An 18,408-nucleotide genomic window follows, 5' to 3' on the forward strand; every position below is an offset into this window, starting at 1 on the left:
TCAGCCGTGTCGTGGAGGGTTCTTCAACCAAGCTAATGTTTCCTTCAGGGAAACGGAGGTCAGCGCCATGAGCGATTCATCGCAGACGGGTTCGTCCGTCTATCAAGCTTACGCAAGCAACACCTATCTCTTCGGGGGCAACGCTCCCTACGTTGAAGAGATGTACGAAAACTACCTCGCCAACCCCGGCAGCGTCCCCGACAGCTGGCGTCAGTACTTCGATGCGCTTCAGCACGTTCCCGCCGTGGACGGCAGCAACGCCAAAGACGTGCCGCACCTGCCCGTGGTCAACGCCTTTGCCGAACGCGCCAAGCAAGGAGGCACCCGCGTCGTCATGGCCAGCGCCGACGCCGAAATGGGCCGCAAACGCACCGCCGCGCAGCAGCTGATCGCCGCTTACCGTAACGTCGGGCAGCGCTGGGCCAACCTGGACCCGCTGCAACGCATCGACCGCCCCAACATCCCCGAGCTCGAGCCTTCCTTTTACGGCTTTGGCGACGCCGACCAAGAAACCGTGTTCGACACCAGCAACACTTTCTTCGGCAAAGACCGCATGAGCCTGCGCGAATTGGTCAATGCCCTGCGCGAAACCTATTGCGGCACCTTGGGCGCCGAGTACATGTACACCACCGACATGACGCAAAAGCGTTGGTGGCAGCAAAAACTGGAAAGCATCCGCAGCAAACCCACCTTCAGCGCCGAAAAGAAAAAACACATCCTCGACCGCCTGAGCGCCGCCGAGGGCTTGGAGCGCTATTTGCACACCAAGTACGTGGGCCAAAAGCGCTTCTCCTTGGAGGGCGGTGAAAGCTTTATTGCCGCCATGGACGAATTGATTCAATTAGCAGGTGCCAAGGGTGTGCAAGAAGTGGTGATCGGCATGGCTCACCGCGGTCGCTTGAACGTGTTGGTGAACACCATGGGCAAATTGCCCGCCGATTTGTTCGCCGAGTTTGACCACACCGCACCCGAAGAGTTGCCTGCGGGTGACGTGAAATACCACCAAGGCTTCAGCTCGGACGTGTCCACCCCCGGCGGCCCGGTGCACCTGAGCTTGGCGTTCAACCCTTCGCACTTGGAAATCGTCAACCCGGTGGTGGAAGGCTCGGTGCGTTCGCGCATGGACCGCCGTGGCGACCCCAAAGGCAGCCAGGTGCTGCCCGTGTTGGTGCATGGTGATGCGGCCTTCGGCGGCCAGGGCGTGAATCAAGAAACCCTGGCGCTGGCCCAAACCCGTGGTTATTCCACCGGCGGCACAGTGCACATCATCATCAACAACCAAATTGGTTTCACCACCTCAGACCCGCGCGACATGCGTTCTTCCGTGTTTTGCACCGACATCGTGAAGATGGTGGAAGCACCGGTGTTGCACGTGAATGGTGACGATCCCGAGGCCGTGGTCTTGGCCACGCAGTTGGCGCTGGAATACCGCATGGAATTCAGCCAAGACGTGGTGGTCGACATCACTTGTTTCCGCAAGTTGGGTCACAACGAGCAAGACACGCCCAGCCTCACGCAACCCCTGATGTACAAAAAAATCGCGGCCCACCCTGGCACCCGAAAAATGTATGCCGACCGATTGGCCTCCCAAGGCTTGGGCGAGTCTTTAGGCGACGACATGGCCAAGGCTTACCGCGCGGCCTTGGATGCTGGAAAGCACACTTCAGACCCGGTGCTGACCAATTTCAAAACCAAGTTCACCGTCGATTGGTCGCCGTTTTTGGGCAAAAAATGGACCGATGCCGCTGACACGGCCATCCCCATGCCCGAGTGGAAGCGCTTGGCCGAACGGATCACCACCTTGCCGTCCAACATCACTGCGCACCCGCTGGTGAAAAAAGTGTATGACGACCGCGCTGCCATGGGCCGAGGCGACTTGCCTGTGGACTGGGGCATGGGCGAGCACATGGCGTTTGCGTCTTTGGTGGCCAGTGGCTTTCCAGTGCGTTTGTCGGGCGAAGACTCCGGACGCGGTACCTTTACCCACCGCCACTCGGTGATTCATGATCAAAACCGCGAGAAGTGGGACACCGGAACTTACATCCCACTGCAAAACGCAGCGGACAACCAATCGCCCTTCACCGTCATCGACTCCATCCTGTCTGAAGAAGCGGTGCTGGCCTTCGAGTACGGCTACGCCTCCAACGACCCCAACACCTTGGTCATTTGGGAAGCGCAGTTTGGCGACTTTGCCAATGGTGCCCAAGTGGTGATCGACCAGTTCATCGCCTCCGGTGAAGTGAAATGGGGCCGTGTGAACGGCATCACCCTGATGCTGCCGCACGGCTACGAAGGCCAAGGCCCCGAGCACAGCTCGGCGCGTGTCGAGCGCTTCATGCAGTTGGCCGCCGACACCAACATGCAAATCGTGCAACCCACCACCGCCAGCCAAATCTTCCACGTGCTGCGCCGCCAAATGGTGCGCAACCTGCGCAAGCCGCTGATCATCTTCACGCCCAAATCGCTGTTGCGCCACAAAGACGCCACATCCACCTTGGCCGAATTCACCAAGGGTGGTTTCCAAACCATCATTCCTGAAATCAAGGACATCAAGACCGACAAGGTCAAACGTGTGGTGGTGTGTTCCGGCAAGGTCTATTACGACCTGTCGAAAAAACGTGAAGAGAACGGGCATGACGACACGGTGTTGTTGCGCTTGGAGCAGCTCTATCCATTCCCGCACAAAGTCTTTGCCGCCGAGTTGAAAAAATACCCCAATGCCACGGAAGTGGTCTGGTGCCAGGATGAGCCGCAAAACCAAGGTGCTTGGTTTTTTGTGCAGCACTACCTGTTTGAAAACATGGCCGCTGGCCAAAAGCTGGGCTACAGCGGTCGCGCTGCCTCGGCTTCACCCGCAGTGGGCTATTCGCACTTGCACCAAGACCAGCAAAAAGCGCTGGTCGATGGCGCGTTCGGACGCCTCAAGGGTTTCATATTGACCAAGTAAGCCGCTTGTTGGGCGCGTGTTGCGCCCCAAGCCTGCCCCACTCATTCAGGACTCATCATCATGGCCATCGTAGAAGTCAAAGTACCGCAACTCTCAGAATCCGTGGCGGAAGCCACCTTGTTGCAATGGAAGAAAAAAGTCGGCGAAGCGGTTGCTGTCGACGAAATCTTGATCGACGTCGAGACCGACAAAGTCGTGCTCGAAGTGCCTGCACCTTCAGCTGGCGTGTTGGTTGAAATCGTGGCTGCCGATGGCGCTACCGTCGCGGCTGATCAATTGATTGCCCGTATCGACACCACCGCCACCGCGTCTGCGGCTGGCCCGGTCAGCGCTGCCAAACCCGCTGCTGCTGCGCCTGTTGCAGCAACAACAGCCAGTGCCAGCCATGCAGGCGTGGCCATGCCCGCTGCCGCCAAGCTGATGGCCGACAACCAGCTCGCCGCAGGCTCGGTCCCTGGCACCGGCAAAGACGGCCGCGTCACCAAAGGTGATGTCCTGACCGCCGTGCAAGGCGGTGCCTCAGGCTCTTCGGTGGTGGCCGCTGGCGTCCAGTCCACCTCGGGTGTCATCCCCACCGGCGTGCCCACCAAGGTCTTGCCGCAAGTGGTCGCGCCCAACGTTGACTTGGGTGAGCGCCCAGAGCAACGCGTTCCTATGACGCGTTTGCGTGCCCGTGTCGCCGAGCGTTTGCTGCAATCGCAATCCACCAACGCCATCCTCACCACCTTCAATGAAATCAACATGGCCCCGGTCATGGAGATGCGCAAACGCATGCAAGAGCGTTTTGAAAAAGAACATGGCGTGAAGCTGGGCTTCATGAGCTTCTTCGTCAAAGCGGCGGTGCATGCTTTGAAGAAATTCCCTGTTTTGAACGCCTCCGTGGACGGCAACGATATCGTCTACCACGGCTATTTCGACATTGGCATTGCCGTGGGTTCACCGCGTGGTTTGGTGGTACCGATCCTGCGCAACGCGGATCAAATGAGCTTTGCCGATATTGAAAAGAAAATTGCCGACTTTGGTGCCAAAGCGCGGGACGGCAAATTGGGGCTGGAAGAAATGACCGGCGGCACTTTCTCCATCTCCAACGGCGGCACCTTCGGCTCCATGATGTCCACCCCCATCATCAACCCACCGCAATCGGCCATCTTGGGTGTGCATGCCACCAAAGACCGCGCCATGGTGGAAAACGGCCAAGTGGTGGTGCGCCCCATGAACTACTTCGCCATGTCCTACGACCACCGCATCATCGACGGGCGCGAAGCCGTGTTGGGTTTGGTGGCCATGAAGGAAGCGCTGGAAGACCCGGCTCGCTTGCTGTTCGATATTTGATGACAGGACCAGCCAGGTTTTCAATGCGAAGACCTGGCCTTTGAAAGAAACATTCCATGAGCAAACAATTTGACGTCGTCGTCATCGGCGCAGGCCCCGGCGGCTACATCGCCGCCATTCGCGCTGCCCAACTCGGTTTCCAGGTCGCTTGCATTGACGAGTGGCAAAACGCAGCCGGTGGCCCAGCTCCCGGCGGCACCTGCACCAATGTGGGTTGCATTCCCTCCAAGGCCTTGCTGCAATCCTCCGAGCACTTTGACCACGCCAACCACCACTTCGCAGAGCACGGCATCAGCGCCACCGGCGTGAAGATGGATGTGGCGCAAATGCTCAAGCGCAAAGACACGGTGGTCAAGCAAAACAACGACGGTATTTTGTTTTTGTTCAAGAAAAACAAGGTCGCGTTTTTCCACGGTCGTGGCGCATTCGCCAGCAAATCGGATGCTGGCTATGAGGTCAAGGTGAACGGCAAAAACGAAGAGTCTCTCGTTGCCAAGCAAGTGATCATCGCCACTGGCTCCAGTGCGCGTGCCTTGCCCGGCACACCGTTTGACGAGGTGAACGTGTTGTCCAACGACGGCGCGTTGCGTGTGGGCGCTGTGCCCAAGAAATTGGCACTCATTGGCTCTGGCGTCATTGGTTTGGAAATGGGCTCGGTCTGGCGTCGTCTCGGCGCCGAAGTCACCATTCTTGAAGGTCTGCCTACCTTCCTCGGCGCGGTGGACGAGCAAATCGCCAAAGAAGCCAAGAAGGCGTTTGACAAGCAAGGCTTGAAGATTGAACTCGGCGTCAAAGTCGGCGAGATCGTCAACGGCAAAAAAGGCGTGGCGGTGAATTACACCAACGCCAAGGGCGAGGCGGTGAAGTTGGAGGCCGACAAGCTCATCGTTTCCATTGGTCGTGTGCCCAACACCAAGGGCTTGAATGGCGAGGCGGTGGGCTTGGCGCTTGATGAGCGCGGCGCGATTGTGGTGGACGCCGATTGCAAGACCAACTTGCCTGGTGTCTGGGCGGTGGGCGATGTGGTACGTGGCCCCATGCTTGCGCACAAAGCCGAAGAAGAGGGCGTGGCGGTGGCCGAGCGCATTGCAGGTCAGCATGGTCATGTCAACTTCAACACCATCCCCTGGGTCATTTACACCAGTCCCGAAATCGCTTGGGTAGGTCGCACCGAGCAGCAACTCAAGGCCGATGGCGTGGCTTACAAAGCGGGCACCTTTCCCTTCTTGGCCAATGGCCGTGCCCGTGCTTTGGGCGACACCACCGGCATGGTGAAGTTTTTGGCCGATGCCACCACCGATGAAATTTTGGGTGTGCACATGGTCGGTCCACAGGTGTCGGAGTTGATCTCAGAAGCCGTGGTCGCCATGGAATTCAAAGCCAGTGCTGAAGACATTGCCCGCATTTGCCATGCACATCCATCCCTCAGCGAAGCCACCAAAGAAGCGGCCTTGGCAGTGGACAAGCGCACCCTGAACTTTTAAACGTGTTCGACCTTGATCAGACAAGCCTGCTGGCAACAGCAGGCTTTTTTTGACTCAACTAAATTGAACGTGCAACTTTCACGTGGCATTGTTGGCATGAATAAGCTTGTTGGTATCGAATTCGGAGTAATTTAGGTTGTCTATTGACAACCAGTATTCGTTCCATTAAGCTTTGGAGTCAAGGATGACACGATCCCGTCACCCCAACAAAGAAATTGAGCACGCCCTTCAATACGCCCAGACCCATGGTTGGCGCATTGTTCCTGGCGGTTCCCATGCATGGGGGCAAATTTATTGCCCTGATGATGATGAAGGCTGTCGGTGCGGTGAGTTTTGCATTGCCAGTATTTGGAGTACGCCCAAAAATCCAGAGAGTCACGCCAGAGCCATTCGACGCGTTGTCGACAACTGCATCCAGCAAAAGTCTCGAACCCAACTGAAGAAAGATTGAGCATGGAATTCATCTTCACCCTGAAATATGTGCTTGAAAACAATGAAACCACTGAAGCCGAATTGATGGAACGTTTGGCAGTGGGTGGTTGCGAAGATGCTTTGGTGGGTGTGGGGCAAACAGGGAGGTTGGCGCTTGAATTTTCGAGGCAAGCAGCCAACGCGCAAGAAGCCATGCGTTCAGCCTTGAAGGATGTGAAAAAAGCGGCGCCGTTTGCCAAGTTGGTTGAAGCCACGCCTGACTTGGTAGGCCTGACAGACATTGCCGACTTGGTAGGCGTTAGCCGTCAAAATCTGCGCAAATTGATGTTGACGCATGGTGCGTATTTCCCTTCGCCGGTCCATGACGGCACCACCAGCCTTTGGCACTTGGTTGACATGTTGAAATGGCTTGAAACCCAACTTTCCTATCAGCTTGACCCCAAATTGATACAAGTCGCCGAGGCCACAAAACAGGTGAACTTGATCAAGCAATCGCAGCAAATCAAAGCGTCTGCAAAGCGAAAACTCCTCATGCTGGTCACTTCATAGACTCAAGCACCCTGTCAATGGGTTTGCGCAAGGCACAATACTTCTCTCATGTCCGTCACCAGCATTTATCAACGTGAATTGAAAGCCCGAGGCTTCACCAGCGACCCGGCGCAACTGCGGGCCGTGGAGGCCTTGGAGCTTTGCGCAGACGAATGGGCGGGGTACAAGAAAAAACGCGCCAATGCATTGAAAAAACTCATCAACCACCCCGATATTCCAAAAGGCGTGTATTTGTATGGCGGGGTAGGGCGGGGCAAAAGTTTTTTGATGGATTGTTTTTTCAACGCGGTGAATATTGAGCGCAAAACCCGCTTGCATTTCCACGAGTTCATGCGGGAAGTGCACCGCGAACTGCGCGAGTTGCAAGGCACGACCAACCCCTTAGATGAGTTGGGCCGACGCATGGCCAAGCGGTTCAAACTCATTTGTTTCGATGAGTTTCACATCGCTGACATCACCGACGCGATGATTCTTCACCGCTTGCTGGTGGCCATGCAAGCCAACAACATTGGCTTTGTCACCACTTCCAATTTCAAGCCCGACGAGTTGTACCCCGATGGCTTGCACCGCGACCGCTTGCTGCCAGCCATTGCTTTGCTGAACGACACCATGCAGGTGGTGAATGTGGACAATGGCACCGACTACCGCAGCTTGGTGCTCGAACAAGCGCAGTTGTACTTGACGCCTTGCAGCAGCGACAACCAAGCCTTGATGCAAACCACTTTCAATCGCTTGGCAGATGCCGCCGAGGAAGACGGCTTGTTGCTGATTGAAGGTCGAAAAATTTGGGCCAAGCGACGCGCCGGTGGCGTGGTCTGGTTTGATTTCAAGGTCTTGTGTGGCGGGCCTCGTTCGCAAAACGACTTCTTGGAAATCGCCAGCCAATTTCACACGGTATTTCTCAGCGGTGTCCCTCAAATGGAAGTGCGCCTATCCTCGGAGGCGCGGCGTTTCACCTGGTTGATCGATGTGCTGTATGACCGCCATGTCAAGCTCGTTATTGAGGCCGATGTCGAGCCTGAAAAGCTCTACACCCAAGGTCCGATGTCGCATGAATTTCCGCGCACTGCGTCCAGGCTCAGAGAAATGCAATCGGCTGCTTTTTTGGCCTTGGGTCGTCGGTTGGTGGATACTTCGCTCACATGAAATACATTTTCTTTTTTGGCATCTTTTGGGGTGGCCTGATGGCCATGGCTCAAGACAAGCCTGATGCGCAGGTGGTGCAAGGCTTGAATATCGTGGATGAACGCGCCAAGCTCGCCCAGATGCGCAGCAAGATCGACGCGGACTACTCGACAACCAAAAAAGCGTGTTATCAAAAACTGGCCGTCACTTCGTGCCTCGAAAAAGCGCGGCAAGTCAAATACAAACAAGACAATGAACACAAGCGCTTGAGCTTGGTGCTCAATGACGCTGAACGTCGGCAAAATGCTGCCGAGGCCTTGCAGCGCACCGAAGACAAACAAAGTCCAGATCAACAGGCCGAGCGCGAATCACAGCGTGCTGATCGTTTGCAGCAGCAGTCGGACAGACAAGAGCGCCATATCGACACCAATCAAAAGCAACAAGACAAAGAAGCCGAGAAATCATCCAAAAGAGAAGCCCATGCTAAACATGTGCAGGAGGTCTTGGAGCGGCGACAAAAACACGAAGACAAACTGAAAGCAGCCGCACAGTCCCGCGCCAATCACCAGCGCAAACTGGATGAAGCTGCCCAACACCGAGCTCAGGTTGAAAAGGACAGTGCGTCTCGCAATCCGCCTGCCCAACCCCTGCCGCCCCGTCCTAGCGACACACCATGATCGGGTGCTCCCTTGTCTGATGCTTTGAGCGACCACGTGCAGGAGGTGTTCACACCGGATGGTCCCCTGGCCCGTGCCACCCCTTTTTTCCAACCACGCGCTGGCCAAACCGAGATGGCCTTGGCTGTGGCCCATACCCTGACACACGGTGGTTCATTGGTGGTAGAGGCGGGAACGGGTGTGGGCAAAACTTTCGCTTATCTGGTGCCTGCTTTGCTCAGCGGGGAACGGATTTTGGTGTCCACGGCCACCAAAACCTTGCAAGACCAGTTGTTTGCCAGAGACATCCCTGAGTTGTTGCAAGCCCTGGGTCTGCCCCTTCGTTTGGCCATGCTCAAAGGGCGGGGCAGCTATCTGTGTCAGCAGCGTTTGGAGTTGGCGCAACAGGCCGCCACGTTGCCGGATCGCCAAGCCGTGAAAAACTTGGCCCAGGTGCAAGCCTGGGCCCGCACCACCAGCACGGGTGATTTGGCCGAGGTGCCCAGTCTGGACGAGCGGTCGGCCTTGATTCCCTTGATCACCTCCAACCGCGACAACTGTCTGGGTTCACCCTGTCCGCATTGGCGCGAATGCCATGTGAATGCGGCACGCCGAGAAGCCATGGCCGCTGATGTGGTGGTCATCAACCACCATTTGTTTTTTGCTGACATGGCGGTGCGTGAATCGGGGATGGCTGAATTGCTGCCGTCAGTGCGTGTGGTCATCTTCGACGAAGCGCACCAGCTCAATGAAACCGGCATTCAGTTTTTAGGCAAGCAGTTGGGCACGGGCCAGCTCCTCGATTTGGCGCGTGATGTCTTGGCCGCGGGCTTGCAACTGGCACGGGGTTTGGTGGACTGGCAAAAAGTGGTGTCTGAGTTTGAAAAAACCCTGCGCGATTGGCGTTTGGTGGTGGGCAAGCACCCCGCCAACACCAAGCTCAAATGGAGTGACCCTGAGCCACAGGGCGTTCACCCTTTGGATTGGGCGCAAGCCTTACACGATGTGACCGAGCGTGCAGAGCGCTTGCAAGCTGCGGTTGAAAACGTGGTGGACGCCGCACCCGACTTTCAGCGCTTGCACGAGCGATTGTCAGAAGTGCTGTCCTTGATCGCCCATTTCGAAAGCCCCTGCGCCCATGGCTCGGTGCGTTGGGTGGAGGTGGGCGGACAAATGCGCTGTTTTGAGGCGCCCTTGGACATTGCTGAAACGGTGCAAAACAAATTGCTGGGCACGGACGTGGCCATGCCGGGTGACAATACCGATGCCCCCTTGCCGCGCAGCTGGATCTTCACCTCGGCCACCTTGGGGGATGACGACAAATTGTCTTGGTTCACCGAGCCCTGCGGCTTGACCAATGCCCAAGTGTTGCGGGTGCAAAGTCCTTTCAACTATCAAGCACAAGCTTGGGTGCATGTGCCACGTTTGATGGTGCCTCCCAAAGACCCGGGACACAGTGCCGAAGTGGGTGAGACGGCCATTCAGATTGCCCGCGCCTTGGGGGGCCGCACCTTGGTGCTGACCACCACTTTGCGGGCCTTGCGTGCGATTGGGGCTCAATTGCAAGCTGCGCTGGGTGACAGCGGCGAGTTGGATATCTTGATACAAGGTGACAGCCCCAAGCGGGAGTTGATGACCCGCTTTCGCAAAGGCATCGACCCCGGCAGCAAAGGCTGTGTGCTGGTGGCAACAGCCAGTTTTTGGGAAGGCTTTGATGTGCCCGGCGAGGCCTTGCAAGCGGTGGTGATCGACAAACTGCCTTTCCCGCCGCCGAACGATCCGCTGGTGGAGGCCCGCAGCCAACGCTTGGAAGCTCAGGGACGCAGCGCCTTCAATGATTATTTTTTACCCGAGGCAGCCGTGTCCTTGAAGCAAGGCGCAGGACGTTTGATCAGGCGAGAAACCGACCGCGGTGCCTTGGTGGTGTGCGACAACCGACTGGTGAATACCGGCTATGGTCGGCGTTTGTTGGCGGGTTTGCCACCCATGAACCGCATCGAGCAACTCCCCGAGTTGCTCAGTGCCCTGCGGGGCATCACCAAAATTTGAGCCAGCTGTTGAACGCTCTAACTGGCGTTCACCAAAACTTGTACCAGTTGGTATCCGCCGGTTTACCGGGCTTGGGAAAGTACTTGCTGTCGGGATAGGACTGCTTCAAGACCCGCAAGGTGTCATCTTGCAACTGCGTCAAGCCCAAGGCTTTGTAAGACTCCACCAAAATGATCAAGGCATCTTCGACGGCCGCGATGTTTTGATAATCATTGAGCGTGGTTTGGGCGCGGTTGATGGCCGCCACATAAGCGCCTTTTTTGAAATAGTAGTAGGCCACCTTGATTTCAGACTTGGCCAGCAAATTGATGATGTGGCGCATGCGCAAGGAAGCATCTTCCGCGTACTTGGACTGCGGAAAGCGGGTCACCAGTTCTTTGTAGGCTTCAAATGATTCTCGAGCCGCCATTTGGTCGCGTTCGGCCAAATCTTGCTTGAACCATTTGGACATCAGGCCCAGGTCGTCATTGAAGTTGATGGTGCCCTTGAGGTACATGGCGTAGTCCATGGCCGGGCTGGCGGGGTTGAGCTTCATGAACCGCTCGAGGGTGACGATGGCGTTGGCACGGTCACCGTTTTTGTATTGGGCGTAGGCTTTGTCAAGCTGGGCTTGTTGGGCCAGGGGCGTGCCAGCAGCGCGACCCTCCAATTTGTCCAACAGCACAATGGCTTTGTCGTACAAATTGCCCTGCATGTTGTCTTTGGCCTCGGCGTAAATTTCTTCAGGCTTCATGCCCGCCGTTTTGTCTTTGTCATCCGTGGCACAGCCCAGCAACAAACCCATGAACAACAACACCGATAATGAAAGAAATCTCACCACTTTGAACCTTCAGTCTTTGAACTGATCTCATTATCAACGATGCGTCCTCCTGTTCTCGATCCTTTGGTGCCGTCTGGGCTGGCAGAGGTCGAGCCTGATGAGCTGGGCCAAGACGCTGAAGTCCGCGACATCCTGATTCCCACCGACTTGCACCGCGATCGACTCGACCGCGCTTTGGTGGCTTTGCTGCCCGAGTTTTCACGCAACCACCTGAAACACCTGATTGAAGACGGTTGTGTCAGTGTCGCAAGTCAAGCGCAGGCCATCACCAAAGTCGCCCATTTGGTCAAAGCGGCCGAGACCTACAGCGTGCGTTTGCAGCCCACTGAAATGTCCCAGGCTTATTTGCCGCAAGCCATGGACTTGGCGGTGGTGTTTGAGGACGCGCACTTGCGGGTGATCCACAAGCCGGTGGGCTTGGTGGTGCATCCTGCGCCGGGCAACTGGAGCGGCACCTTGCTCAATGGCTTGTTGGCGCTCGACCCAGGTCTGAAACAAGTGCCCCGAGCGGGCATCGTGCACCGCCTAGACAAAGACACCAGCGGCTTGATGGTGACGGCCCGAACCCGCGCTTGTATGGACGCCTTGGTGGCCATGATCGGCGAGCGCACGGTGCACCGCGAGTACCTGGCGATGTCTCAGCGCCCCTGGCGTGGCGACCAAGAGCGTGAGGTTGAATTGGCCGTAGGGCGCGACCCGCGCAACCGCTTGCGCATGGCGGTGGTGGACTTGGCCCGCCAATCTGGCAAACCTGCCCACACCAGCTTCGAATGTTGGGACAGCAACGACCAGGGTTGTGTGGTGCATGGCACCTTGCACACCGGGCGCACCCACCAAATCAGGGTGCACATGGCGGCCATTGGCTTGCCATTGCTGGGCGACGGCCTGTATGGCGGCAGCGACAGCCCCGAGATTCAGCGTCAGGCTTTGCATGCCTACCGTTTGGGCTTCACCCACCCGTTCACGGGCCTGGACTTGCAGTTTGAGGCCCCGTTGCCCGCCGATATGCAGGCCGCCTTGGCCGCCATGGGGCTGCAGACCCCTCGGCTAGAATGAGCACCCTCATTTCCCCGGACCACACACCATGAACAGCTTGGAAGCCAAGCGTGTCCTAGAGACGGCCTTGCTTTGTGCCACCCAGCCTCTTCAGGTGCGGGAGTTGCGCCAGCTTTTTCACGACGAGTTGGGTGCCGACACCATCAAAACCCTGTTGCAAGACATACAGCTCGACTGGGCCCAGCGCGGCTTGGAGTTGGTGAATGTGGCCAGCGGTTGGCGCATGCAAAGTCGCCCCGAAATGCGCGATTTCCTCGACCGATTGCACCCCGAAAAACCGCCCAAATACTCCCGCGCTGCCCTGGAAACCTTGGCCATCATTGCCTACCGCCAGCCGGTCACTCGGGGCGACATGGAAGACATTCGGGGCGTCACGGTCAATTCCCTGGTCATCAAACAGTTGGAAGACCGCGGCTGGGTCGAGGTGATCGGTCACCGCGAAACCGTGGGTCGCCCCATGCTGTACGCCACCACCCGCCAGTTTTTGGACGATTTGGGCGTGGCCTCTCTAGACCAATTGCCACCGCTGGAAGCCCAGTCCGCCAGCGAAGGTTTTTTCGAGCAACTCACGGCCCAAGTGGAAGAAGAAGTCGATTCATCGCAACTCAGCATGGTTTTGGAGGCGACGGACGAGGACTCTGAGATTTCTGAAGCATCGCCTTCAGAAGCAGCAGTTGATCTGCCCGTCCAACCGCACGATAACCAGCCAGGCAACCAGGCGTGAACAAAAAAGGTATTCAATTCAACGAGGTGGTTTCTGGCGCTTTTGACGCGCAACCCGACACCGCAGAAGCCCCTGAACCGCTCAAGCGGGTGCTCAGTCCCCAGCCTGAAACCCCCAAATTGCACAAAGTCTTGGCCCAGTCTGGCTTGGGCTCGCGCTTGGAAATGGAAGCGCTGATTGCCCAAGGCCGGGTGTTGGTGAACGACCAGCCCGCCCATGTGGGGCAACGCATCCAATACGGGGACCATGTCAAGGTCAACGGCCGTGCCCTGCATTTGCGCATCGAGCCACCCCCCCCGCGCATCATTGCTTATCACAAGCCTACCGGCGAAATCGTCAGCCACGACGACCCGCAAAGCCGACCCACGGTGTTTCGCAAACTGCCGCGCCTGCAAAACGGCAAATGGCAGTCGGTGGGTCGCCTCGACCTGAACACCGAGGGCTTGTTGCTGTTCACCAATTCCGGTGAGTTGGCCAACAAGCTGATGCATCCCCGCTTTGGCTTGGAGCGTGAATACGCCGTGCGGGTGCTGGGTGCACTCAGCAACATTGAAAAAGCCAAATTGTTGGCGGGTGTTCAACTTGAAGATGGCGAAGCTCGTTTTGGCAGCTTGGAAGATGGCGGCGGCGAGGGCGCGAATTGCTGGTACCGCGTCACCATCCAAGAAGGGCGCAACCGCGAAGTGCGCCGCATGTTTGAAGCGGTCGGCCATGCGGTCAGCCGCCTGATTCGCATCCGCTACGGAAAAATGATGCTGCCGCGGGGTTTGAAACGCGGCGAGTGGATGGAGCTGGACGCCTTGGACACCGAGCAATTGGTGCGCAGCGTTGGCTTGGCCCGCAGCGTGTCCAAAGCCGCGCCGGGGCGCAAATCCGCCCCAGCCAAATCGGTGTCCGCTGTTGCTGGCAAACGTGCTGTGGCAGGCTCTGCGGCAGGCTTTATTGGTGGCGAAAGCCTGTCGCGTCAGCGGCGCGACCAAAAAACAGATGCCGCTCGCAAAAAGGCCTTGCCCCGCCGAGCTAAAATGGGCTTCTAACGGGCACAAGCCCTCTTTATTTTTTGACAACTTCCTGGAATCTTTCTCATGGTCATCGAACGCACCCTCTCCATCATCAAACCTGACGCCGTTGCTAAAAACGTCATCGGTCAAATTTACGCTCGCTTTGAAGGCGCTGGCCTCAAAGTCATCGCCGCTCGCATGGCTCACCTCAGCCGTGGCGAAGCCGAAGCCTTCTACGGCGTGCACAAAGCCCGTCCTTTCTTCAAAGACTTGGTCGACTTCATGATCTCCGGCCCGGTCATGATCCAGGTGCTCGAAGGCGAGAACGCCATCCTGAAAAACCGCGATCTGATGGGGGCTACCGATCCCAAGAAGGCCGACAAAGGCACCATCCGCGCTGATTTCGCCGACAGCATTGACGCCAATGCGGTGCACGGCTCCGACGGTCCTGACACCGCGGCCCACGAAATCGGTTTCTTCTTTGCTGGAATGAACGTTTTCGGACATTGAAAGCGGTTCTCGCCGCCTCGCCATGAAGACCAACCTGCTCGACTTTGATCTCGATGGTTTGGTCGCATGGTGCTTGACCCAAGGCGAGAAAAAATTTCGGGCGGTCCAGCTGTTTCGCTGGATCCACCACAAAGGCGTCTCAGACTTTGCGCAGATGTCCGACCTGGCGCTCAGCCTGCGCACCAAACTCCAAGCCAACGCCAGCATTGACGCTTTGCCTGTGGTCAGTCGCCATGACTCGGCCGACGGCACCATCAAATGGATGTTCGATGTGGGGCAGGGCAACGCGATTGAAACCGTCTTCATCCCCGAAACCGACCGTGGCACATTGTGTGTGTCTTCGCAAGCCGGTTGCGCCGTGGGGTGTCCGTTTTGCTCAACCGGCGCCCAAGGCTTCAGCCGCAACCTCACCACCGCTGAAATTTTGGCGCAATTGTGGTTTGCCGAACGCACCCTGCGCCTAGAACGCGGCACTGACGAACGCGTCATCTCCAACGTGGTGATGATGGGCATGGGCGAGCCCTTGCAAAACTACAGCGCCTTGGTGCCCGCCCTGAAAACCATGCTGGACGACCACGGTTATGGCTTGTCGCGCCGCCGTGTCACAGTGTCCACCTCGGGTGTGGTGCCCATGATCGAGCGCCTGTCGCAAGACTGCCCGGTGGCCTTGGCCGTGTCCTTGCATGCGCCGAATGACAGCTTGCGCGACAAACTGGTGCCCCTGAACTTGAAATACCCCTTGGCCGAGTTGTTGCAATCCTGCCGCGACTACCTGGCCCACGCCCCGCGCGACTTCATCACCTTCGAGTACTGCATGCTCGACGGTGTGAACGACAGCGATGAACATGCAGAGCAACTCATCGCCTTGGTGCGCCCGCCGGATGGCGAGCCCACGCCTTGCAAGTTCAACCTGATTCCTTTCAACCCTTTTCCCGCCTCTGGTTTATTGCGTTCACCGCCCGAGCGGGTCAAGGCTTTTGCCGCCATCTTGTCCGAGGCGGGCATCGTCACCACGGTGCGCAAAACCCGGGGCGACGACATCGCCGCGGCATGTGGACAATTGGCAGGTGACATCCAAGACCGCACCGATGTCTCAGGGCGTCGCGCCAAAACCATTCGCATTCATGCTTGAAGGCTCACCATGACCGACGAACAAGCCATTCCTTTTTCCAAACCCGCACGACATCAAAGCTTGCAAGCCCAGGTGCGTTGGGGCAGCCATGTGGTCACGGTCGGCGGCGATGCCCCGGTGCGGGTGCAGTCCATGACCAACACCGACACCGGTGACGTCATTGGCACCGCCATTCAGGTGAAAGAACTGGCCTTGGCAGGTTCGGAGATGGTGCGCATCACCGTTGATACACCCGAATCGGCCAAAGCCGTGCCCTACATCCGGGAGCAGCTCGACAAGATGGGCATCAACGTTCCTTTGGTCGGCGACTTTCATTACAACGGGCATCGGTTGCTGACCGAATTCCCCGACTGTGCCCAAGCGCTGTCCAAGTACCGCATCAACCCCGGCAATGTGGGCAAGGGCGACAAGCACGACAAGCAATTTGCCCAAATGATCGAGGCGGCCATTCAATACGACAAAGCCGTTCGCATCGGGGTGAACTGGGGCAGCTTGGACCAGGAACTGCTGGCCAAGCTCATGGACGAGAACGCCTTGCGTGCCCACCCTTGGGACGCCAAACAAGTGATGTACCAAGCCCTGGTCACTTCCGCCTTGGAGTCCGCTGAACTGGCCGAACGGCTGGGCTTGCCGCGCCAGCAAATCATCCTCAGTTGCAAGATGAGTGGGGTGCAAGACCTGATCGCGGTCTACCGCGAATTGGCCAAGCGCACCAACCATTCCTTGCACTTGGGCCTCACAGAAGCTGGCATGGGTACCAAGGGAACCGCGGCTTCCAGCGTGGCCTTGGGCGTGCTGCTGCAAGAGGGCATTGGCGACACCATCCGCGTGTCGCTCACCCCGCAGCCCGGTGAAGCCCGCACCCAAGAGGTGCTGATTGCCACCGAAATTTTGCAAGCGCTGGGTTTGCGCACCTTTGTGCCCAGCGTCACTGCTTGCCCTGGATGTGGCCGCACCACCAGCACCACCTTCCAAGAACTGGCCCAGCAAATTGACGAGTTTTTGCGCTTGCAAATGCCGGTGTGGCGCAAGCAATACCCAGGCGTTGAAAACCTGAAAGTGGCGGTCATGGGCTGCATCGTCAATGGCCCTGGTGAAAGCAAACATGCCGACATCGGCATCAGCTTGCCCGGCACCGGCGAAGCGCCCGCCGCACCCGTGTTCATCGACGGCCAAAAAGCACTCACCTTGCGCGGCGACAATATCGCCAAGGAATTCCACGACATCGTCGACAACTACATCCAGAAAAAATACGCGGTCAGCGCCTGATGCGCCCCGCCCTAGAGCAACATGGCTGACAAATTAACCGCCGTCAAAGGCATGAACGACATCTTGCCGCCCGACTCTGCGCGTTGGGAAGCCTTGGAAACAGCCGTTCGGCAAGTGATGCACTTGCACGCTTACCGCAACATCCGCACCCCCATCGTCGAGCCGACCGCTTTGTTTGTGCGCGGCTTGGGCGAGGTGACCGACATCGTTGAAAAAGAGATGTACTCGTTTGAGGATCGCCTGAATGGCGAGCAGCTCACCCTGCGCCCGGAGTCCACAGCAGGTGTGGTGCGGGCAGCCGTGGAGCACAACATGCTCTATGACGGTGGCAAGCGCTTGTATTACATGGGCCCCATGTTCAGGCACGAACGTCCCCAGCGCGGCAGGTACCGACAATTCCATCAAATTGGAGCTGAAGCCTTGGGTTTTGGCGGCCCTGAAGTGGACGCAGAATTGATTTTGTTGGCCCATGCTTTGTGGCTAGCCTTGGGCTTGAAAGATGTGCGTTTGGAGCTCAACAGCTTGGGCCAGCCGCCCGAGCGCAAACTACACCGCGCAGCGCTCATCGCGTACTTTGAGCAGCACCTGAACCAGCTTGATGAAGACGCGAAACGTCGCCTTCACAGCAACCCCTTGCGGATTTTGGACAGTAAAAATCCCGCCATGAAGGCTTTGAATGAGGCGGCTCCCAAGCTGCTGGATTTCTTAGGGCCCGAAAGCCTGGCGCATTTCAACGCGGTTCGCGCCATGCTCGACGCCAATGGCGTGATCTACAGCATCAACCCGCGCTTGGTGCGCGGCATGGACTATTACAACCTGACGGTGTTCGAGTTCATCACCGATCGCTTGGGCTCGCAAGGCACGGTGTGTGGCGGTGGCCGCTACGACGATCTGGTGGCTGAAATCGGCGGCAAACCCGCACCCGCCGTCGGTTGGGCACTGGGCGTAGAGCGCGTTTTGGAGTTGCTGAAAGAACAGGGGGATGCCACCGCCGAATTGGTGCCCGATGTCTACGCCATCATCCCTGAGGCTTCGGCCTTGACCCAAGTGCTGCCGGTGCTTCAAAGCCTGCGCCAGATGGGTGTCTCGGTGCAAATGCATGCCCCCAGTGGTGCGGTTGAAGGCATGGGCAGCATGAAGTCACAATTCAAAAAAGCCGACAGCAGCGGGGCGCATTTCGCTTTGGTGTTTGGCCCCGATGAATTGACCCAAGGGCAAGTGACGGTGAAAGCTTTGCGCGACGGTCAGGGCGCTCAACGCACCGAAGACTTGAGCCAAATCAGCCGCTGGGGTCACAGCCTACAATCGCAGGCTTGAGTTTT

At 57.6% G+C, this 18,408-nt stretch carries 15 protein-coding genes and 1 pseudogene; 15 read left to right on the forward strand and 1 reads right to left on the reverse strand.

Going from position 1 to position 18,408, the window contains the following annotated elements; all coding sequences use genetic code 11:
* Positions 1-67: 67 nt before the first annotated feature.
* From AC8GFP_RS00955 to yoaA, 8 genes are all read left to right on the forward strand, one after another.
* Entirely contained in the window at positions 68-2,947 is a 2,880-nt protein-coding gene (locus AC8GFP_RS00955) for a 2-oxoglutarate dehydrogenase E1 component (RefSeq protein ID WP_506609369.1), read from the forward strand.
* A gap of 60 nt (positions 2,948-3,007) precedes the next feature.
* The gene (gene odhB, locus AC8GFP_RS00960) at positions 3,008-4,279 is read left to right on the forward strand and encodes a 2-oxoglutarate dehydrogenase complex dihydrolipoyllysine-residue succinyltransferase (protein WP_506609371.1); all 1,272 of its coding nucleotides are present in this window, start codon (positions 3,008-3,010) and stop codon (positions 4,277-4,279) included.
* Positions 4,280-4,335: 56 nt separating this feature from the next.
* Positions 4,336-5,763 carry a dihydrolipoyl dehydrogenase gene (lpdA, locus tag AC8GFP_RS00965; RefSeq protein WP_506609372.1) on the forward strand — a complete coding sequence of 476 codons (1,428 nt, stop codon included), beginning with the start codon at positions 4,336-4,338 and terminating at the stop codon, positions 5,761-5,763.
* A gap of 184 nt (positions 5,764-5,947) precedes the next feature.
* Positions 5,948-6,214: a hypothetical protein gene (locus tag AC8GFP_RS00970; protein WP_506609374.1), complete on the forward strand. Its 267-nt coding sequence runs from the start codon at positions 5,948-5,950 to the stop codon at positions 6,212-6,214.
* 2 nt (positions 6,215-6,216) lie between these two features.
* The gene (locus AC8GFP_RS00975) at positions 6,217-6,744 is read left to right on the forward strand and encodes a DNA-binding protein (RefSeq protein ID WP_506609376.1); all 528 of its coding nucleotides are present in this window, start codon (positions 6,217-6,219) and stop codon (positions 6,742-6,744) included.
* A gap of 48 nt (positions 6,745-6,792) precedes the next feature.
* A complete protein-coding gene (zapE, locus tag AC8GFP_RS00980) occupies positions 6,793-7,890 on the forward strand; it encodes a cell division protein ZapE (RefSeq protein WP_506609378.1) in 1,098 nt (365 codons plus the stop codon).
* Positions 7,887-8,546, forward strand: coding sequence for a hypothetical protein (locus tag AC8GFP_RS00985; protein ID WP_506609380.1), 660 nt, complete (start codon positions 7,887-7,889; stop codon positions 8,544-8,546). The genes zapE and AC8GFP_RS00985 overlap by 4 nt, the downstream gene beginning before the upstream one ends.
* A 12-nt stretch (positions 8,547-8,558) precedes the next feature.
* Complete coding sequence (yoaA, locus tag AC8GFP_RS00990; protein ID WP_506609381.1) at positions 8,559-10,574, forward strand: DNA repair helicase YoaA; 2,016 nt, start codon at positions 8,559-8,561, stop codon at positions 10,572-10,574.
* A gap of 28 nt (positions 10,575-10,602) precedes the next feature.
* Here the strand turns inward: yoaA and AC8GFP_RS00995 are convergent, their stop codons facing one another.
* Positions 10,603-11,391, reverse strand: coding sequence for an outer membrane protein assembly factor BamD (locus AC8GFP_RS00995; protein WP_506609383.1), 789 nt, complete (start codon positions 11,389-11,391; stop codon positions 10,603-10,605).
* A gap of 42 nt (positions 11,392-11,433) precedes the next feature.
* On the opposite strand from AC8GFP_RS00995, the gene AC8GFP_RS01000 reads away from it, so the two are divergent.
* The 7 genes and pseudogenes from AC8GFP_RS01000 to hisS all read left to right on the forward strand — a co-directional run bounded on the left by AC8GFP_RS01000 (position 11,434) and on the right by hisS (position 18,403).
* Positions 11,434-12,450, forward strand: coding sequence for an RluA family pseudouridine synthase (locus AC8GFP_RS01000; RefSeq protein ID WP_506609385.1), 1,017 nt, complete (start codon positions 11,434-11,436; stop codon positions 12,448-12,450).
* Between the two features lie 28 nt (positions 12,451-12,478).
* Positions 12,479-13,174: an SMC-Scp complex subunit ScpB gene (gene scpB, locus AC8GFP_RS01005; protein ID WP_506609386.1), complete on the forward strand. Its 696-nt coding sequence runs from the start codon at positions 12,479-12,481 to the stop codon at positions 13,172-13,174.
* An 11-nt stretch (positions 13,175-13,185) separates the two neighbouring features.
* Positions 13,186-14,211: pseudogene (locus tag AC8GFP_RS01010) on the forward strand (pseudouridine synthase); the annotation flags it as partial.
* Positions 14,212-14,259: 48 nt separating this feature from the next.
* On the forward strand, positions 14,260-14,685 hold the full coding sequence (gene ndk, locus AC8GFP_RS01015; protein WP_506609388.1) for a nucleoside-diphosphate kinase: 426 nt from the start codon (positions 14,260-14,262) through the stop codon (positions 14,683-14,685).
* Between the two features lie 22 nt (positions 14,686-14,707).
* Positions 14,708-15,817 carry a dual-specificity RNA methyltransferase RlmN gene (gene rlmN / locus AC8GFP_RS01020; RefSeq protein WP_506609389.1) on the forward strand — a complete coding sequence of 370 codons (1,110 nt, stop codon included), beginning with the start codon at positions 14,708-14,710 and terminating at the stop codon, positions 15,815-15,817.
* Between the two features lie 9 nt (positions 15,818-15,826).
* Positions 15,827-17,086, forward strand: coding sequence for a flavodoxin-dependent (E)-4-hydroxy-3-methylbut-2-enyl-diphosphate synthase (gene ispG / locus AC8GFP_RS01025; RefSeq protein ID WP_506609391.1), 1,260 nt, complete (start codon positions 15,827-15,829; stop codon positions 17,084-17,086).
* 21 nt (positions 17,087-17,107) lie between these two features.
* Positions 17,108-18,403 carry a histidine--tRNA ligase gene (gene hisS, locus AC8GFP_RS01030; RefSeq protein WP_506609393.1) on the forward strand — a complete coding sequence of 432 codons (1,296 nt, stop codon included), beginning with the start codon at positions 17,108-17,110 and terminating at the stop codon, positions 18,401-18,403.
* Positions 18,404-18,408 lie beyond the last annotated feature (5 nt).

The sequence above is a fragment of the Limnohabitans simekii (SeqCode) genome, assembly GCF_965234735.1.
Taxonomy (GTDB): domain Bacteria; phylum Pseudomonadota; class Gammaproteobacteria; order Burkholderiales; family Burkholderiaceae_C; genus Limnohabitans; species Limnohabitans simekii.

Bases quoted from the DNA above. Each gene is read 5' to 3' on its own strand.
- zapE (WP_506609378.1), top strand. From the start codon at position 6,793: ATGTCCGTCACCAGCATTTATCAACGTGAATTGAAAGCCCGAGGCTTC.
- AC8GFP_RS00970 (WP_506609374.1), top strand. From the start codon at position 5,948: ATGACACGATCCCGTCACCCCAACAAAGAAATTGAGCACGCCCTTCAA.
- AC8GFP_RS00955 (WP_506609369.1), top strand. From the start codon at position 68: ATGAGCGATTCATCGCAGACGGGTTCGTCCGTCTATCAAGCTTACGCA.
- odhB (WP_506609371.1), top strand. From the start codon at position 3,008: ATGGCCATCGTAGAAGTCAAAGTACCGCAACTCTCAGAATCCGTGGCG.
- scpB (WP_506609386.1), top strand. From the start codon at position 12,479: ATGAACAGCTTGGAAGCCAAGCGTGTCCTAGAGACGGCCTTGCTTTGT.
- lpdA (WP_506609372.1), top strand. From the start codon at position 4,336: ATGAGCAAACAATTTGACGTCGTCGTCATCGGCGCAGGCCCCGGCGGC.
- AC8GFP_RS00975 (WP_506609376.1), top strand. From the start codon at position 6,217: ATGGAATTCATCTTCACCCTGAAATATGTGCTTGAAAACAATGAAACC.
- ispG (WP_506609391.1), top strand. From the start codon at position 15,827: ATGACCGACGAACAAGCCATTCCTTTTTCCAAACCCGCACGACATCAA.
- rlmN (WP_506609389.1), top strand. From the start codon at position 14,708: ATGAAGACCAACCTGCTCGACTTTGATCTCGATGGTTTGGTCGCATGG.
- AC8GFP_RS00985 (WP_506609380.1), top strand. From the start codon at position 7,887: ATGAAATACATTTTCTTTTTTGGCATCTTTTGGGGTGGCCTGATGGCC.
- ndk (WP_506609388.1), top strand. From the start codon at position 14,260: ATGGTCATCGAACGCACCCTCTCCATCATCAAACCTGACGCCGTTGCT.
- AC8GFP_RS01000 (WP_506609385.1), top strand. From the start codon at position 11,434: ATGCGTCCTCCTGTTCTCGATCCTTTGGTGCCGTCTGGGCTGGCAGAG.
- hisS (WP_506609393.1), top strand. From the start codon at position 17,108: ATGGCTGACAAATTAACCGCCGTCAAAGGCATGAACGACATCTTGCCG.